Annotated in this window: 4 protein-coding genes; all 4 read right to left on the minus strand. The window is 68.3% G+C overall.

Annotated features, from left to right (window positions below; all coding sequences use genetic code 11):
• Positions 1-320 precede the first annotated feature (320 nt).
• The gene (locus VGR06_RS33050) at positions 321-887 is read right to left on the minus strand and encodes a hypothetical protein (RefSeq protein WP_327563113.1); all 567 of its coding nucleotides are present in this window, start codon (positions 885-887) and stop codon (positions 321-323) included.
• A 550-nt stretch (positions 888-1437) separates the two neighbouring features.
• Entirely contained in the window at positions 1438-1761 is a 324-nt protein-coding gene (locus tag VGR06_RS33055; protein WP_327563114.1) for a hypothetical protein, read from the minus strand.
• Positions 1751-2554, minus strand: coding sequence for an IS21-like element helper ATPase IstB (gene istB, locus VGR06_RS33060; RefSeq protein WP_327563115.1), 804 nt, complete (start codon positions 2552-2554; stop codon positions 1751-1753). Before istB ends, VGR06_RS33055 begins: the two co-directional genes overlap by 11 nt.
• Positions 2551-3939: a Mu transposase domain-containing protein gene (locus VGR06_RS33065; RefSeq protein ID WP_327563116.1), complete on the minus strand. Its 1389-nt coding sequence runs from the start codon at positions 3937-3939 to the stop codon at positions 2551-2553. The genes istB and VGR06_RS33065 overlap by 4 nt, the downstream gene beginning before the upstream one ends.
• Between the last annotated feature and the right edge of the window lie 222 nt (positions 3940-4161).

The following is a 4161-nucleotide window of genomic DNA, read 5'->3' on the forward strand; positions in this document are numbered from 1 at the left end:
ACGGCCTGCGCCTGCAGACCCTCGTCGGTCACCCGGTACAGCGGCATCAATCCTCCCAGCGCCGCGTCACCACGCTCAGGCCGAGCCTACGCCCGAGCCGTCTGCCATTCGGCTTGCATGGATCATTGCCCAGAACGCGCAGGTGCCCGCAGGACAACCGGGCCGCGGACTAGTTTCCAGAAGCTGCGACCATCCTGAACCACCGCTTCGAGCCCGGAGCAACTGAGACCGGACCCCCAAGGCCTTCTCGTTGCCTTTCGCCGGCTAGTTCCGTAGCAGCGCCCCGGAGAACATCCAACGCTGAGGCAGTCGTGCGTCGACTATCGAACCCAGTGGATGAAGCCTTTATCCTCGTATAGCCGCAGAAGCGCTCCGAACGTGTACGGCTGAAATCCCCGTCGCAGGCACACAACGTCGCGGTCGGGCGGAGGTGTCGGAGAATCGGATGGGCCCGGAAGCCTCAGGGTCCTCCGCTCCACGAAGGCGTATCGTGCGCGCCCAGTCAACAACGCGAGCTTGGCGAGATCGTGGTCCTCCCAACGACCCGGCCGTGCCTTGACTTCTATGGCGAGGTGGTTTGCAAAGTCACCTTGAGCCAACCGCTGGTGATAGATGAGGTCTGGGACAATCTTGCGGCGAGACTTCCTCCCTGGACCGCTGCCGGCGAACGCCTTAGGATTCGTTCCCGCGCGCTCGTACTCCATGTCCAGGCGAAATTTCTTGGGATTCGGGAGTTCATCCAATTCTTGGTCAAGGTAGATCATGAGCCGGGCAACAACCACCCTCTCCGTCGTATCACGGAGTTCGCGGTCCCTGTCGCGGAGGTGTCCGACGGCGCCCTCAAGCGCTTCCGTCAGCTCCAGCCGCGTTGGCTCAGGCGCTGACACCGCCTAACGTTACCCACGCCCTTGACCTGCGGTCTACGCAATTGAAAAGCTGATCGCGGCAGATCTGGGACGCGTTTGGAGGGTGATCAAGATCGACGGAAAGTTCTGATCGCGGTGTGGGGGCCGTCCCCGATAGCCGGCGTCTTGGCGAGATCCAGCGCCATGATCCAGCGTCGCGGCTTGGAGGGTGGGGCGGTCGCCGGCCGGTAGGGTGCGTTCGGTGTATGGAGACGCTTTCGACCGGTTGTTTGATCGCGGCCGGGACGCGGTGTTGTCTGGCACGCACTACCGCGACAGCCCACCGGTGGAGGGCGGGCGGTGGGGTATCTCGGTGATCCTGCTGCCGGATGCCGAGTGCACGCAGCGGTTGGATGCGATCACGGCCGAAGCGAGGCGTGTCGCCGGCGGTGGCCATTGGCCGACCGGCAGCCGGCCGGCGGTGCATGTAACGGTGCGGGCGTTGGAACCGCACCGCAGCGCGGTGGCTGATGACGCCAGTCGACTTTCCCCGGGGCGGCTAGATCATCTTCCTCACGTGGGTGTGGTGATGTTAGAGCGTGCGTGCCGGGCGTAGTGGGATTACGTCCGGTGTGCCGTTGGCCAGTTGCGGGCCGGCGATTTGGGGTGTGGTGAGCAGCGCGACGATGGTGATCTGCTTGCCGCAGTGTGGACAGTCGCGGATGGCGGCCGGTTGGGCTCCGGTGTCGGGTGCCGGTGCTTGTTCGCGGGTGCGGGGCGGGCCTGGGGGTCGGCTGGGGTTGTTGCGGCGCCAGCCGGCGGTCTTGCAGGCGGGGCTGCAGTAGCGGCGGCGGACGCCGGTGGGCAGTGGGGTTTGGCAGACCGGGCAGGCGCGGGTGGCGGGTTCAGGAGACATGCGCGGCCACCGCCTTGCGCAGCGTGTTGGCGTGGTTCTGGTGGGCGCGTAGCCGGTAGGAGGGTCCGTCGATGCCGACCACGGTGGCGCGGTGCAGGAGTCGATCGAGCATGGCGGCGGCGACGGTGGCGTCGCCGAACGCGCCGGCCCAGTCAGCGATGCCGACGTTTGTACTGAGGATCGTCGATGACTTCAGGTACCTCTGATTGATCACCTGGAACAGGGCGGAGGCGCCGTCACCGGGCAGCGGCAGATACCCGAGCTCATCGATCACGAGAAGACGCGGCCCGGCGAAGAACCGCATGCAGGTGGCCCACCGACCCTCGATGGCGGCTTTGTGGCATTTGGCGGCCAGTTCGGCGGCGGTGGTGAAGTAGACCCGGTGACCGGCCTCGGCGGCGGCGCGGGCCAGGCCGACGGACAGCATGGTCTTCCCGACCCCGGGCGGCCCAACGAACAGGACGTTGGAGGCGTCGTCGAGGAACCGCAGGGTGGCCAGGTCGCGGACGAGTTTCTCGTCCACGCCGGGTTGGGCGGCGAAGTCGAAATCGCTGATGGTCCACGGCTCCGGCAGGCACGCGAACCGCAGCCGGGAGGCCAGTTTGCGGGCCTCGGTGGCCTCCACCTCGATCTCCAGTAGCCGCTCCATCGCTGCGGTCAGCGTCATATGTTCGGTGCGGGCCTGGTCGAGCACCCGCGGCAACGCGTCGGCGGCGTCGGCCAGTTTCAGGTAGGCCAGGTGGCCGCGCAGCTGCTGGTAGCGGCGCGCCTCACTCATGGTCGGTTGACTCACGGCATGATCTCCTTGTTGGTGTTGTGACGGTGCCCGCCGGCCGGATCGGCCGGCGGGACGCTGGACAGCACAGCCGCGGTCGCGGCATACGCGGACATGTCGATCACGACCCGGGCGGCTGGGTCGGTGACTGGGATCCCTCGCAGCCGGTCGGCCTCGGCCGTGGCCGCCGCCGATGGCGGGCGGCGGGTCTTGCGCCGGCAGGGTTTCGCGTCGCTAAACGCGGCCAGGACGGCGGCCTCCAACGCGACGACGTGCCCGTGCTCGCGGACGGTCTTGCCCGCGCCGGGCGGCTCCAGGCGGTGCGCGGCGAGCACCGCGCCGGACGCGGTGGCGATCTGGATGACGTCTGCGCCGAGGCGGTGCCGGACCACGGCGTGCGTGCCGCGCAGACCGGGCGGCACCGAGTAGTGGTTGCCGCGGAAGTCCACGAGGCCCTGCGGCGACACGGTACGGGTCACGGTCAGCTCCGCCGGGACCGGCGCCACCGGCGCCGGGCGCAGCGGCTCAGCACCGGCCAAGGCGCCTACCGTGGTCTTCTGCCCGTCCCGGCGCCGCACCCGCCCGTCGAGGCGGACACTGACCGCGTCCACGCCGGCCTGCGCCTGCGTGGGCGTGACATCGTCGCCGACGGTGCGCCACCAGCGCTGCGCCGCGGAGTGGTTGGCCTTCTCCACCACGCCCTTGCGGTTGCCCCGGCGTCTGGGGCAGATATCGACCGCGACGCCGTAGTGCTTGGCCACCGCTGCGAACGCCGCGGTCAACTGCCCGCTGCCCGGGTTGCACACCGTCGCCATCCGGTCGAACCGCCACCGCTGGGTCACCCCACCCAGCCGCCGCACCACGCCGTCGATGGCCTCCACCAGGTGCGGGAAGTCCTCCGATTCGGCCAGCACACCCCGCCACAGGCTCGAGTGCGACAACGCGCCGACCAGCAGGTGCGCTTCCCGCCCGCAGTCCCACCCGTTCGGCGGTTCGGGCAGCTCCACCCAGTCCCACTGAGTCTCCACCCCGGGTGGATGGTCGATGATCGCTACGTCCCCGGCCTTCGTGGCCGCACACGCCGCGCAGTGCGGTCGCAGCTGCAGCCGCCGGATCTCCGCGGTCAACGTCTGGTACGAGCCGGCGAACCCCAACTCCCGCAGCTCATCCAGCAGCGTCGCCGCCCACAGATGCGGATCGTCGACCAACCGCAGCCGGCAGTACTCCACGAACGGATCGATCAGATTCGGCGCCCGCCGCTGCCGCCGCCCCGGCACCCGTTCCCCGCTCAGGTACGCCCGGATCGTCTTCCGATCATGGCCCAGATGCCGGGCGATCGCCGAGATCGACCAGCCCCTGCGACGCAACGAGTGCGCCTCCACCTCATCCTCCAAACACAGCATTCGCACCCCCACGCACCACGGTGTTGATCACCGCGACCAACGCGCAGAGGCACCCACTCGAAACGCCGCGCAAACAGCACGGACAGCGGTCCCAAGGGTGAGGAAGATGATCTAGCCAGGGTGAGGACGATCAACTAGCGCCATCAACCTTGGCGTGAACGGCAGACACGACGACATTTGGACCTTCGATCACTGTCCATAGGTGCGCTGAACGAACCGTTC

Source organism: Actinophytocola sp. (genome assembly GCF_036002505.1).
GTDB lineage: Bacteria > Actinomycetota > Actinomycetes > Mycobacteriales > Pseudonocardiaceae > DASYTH01.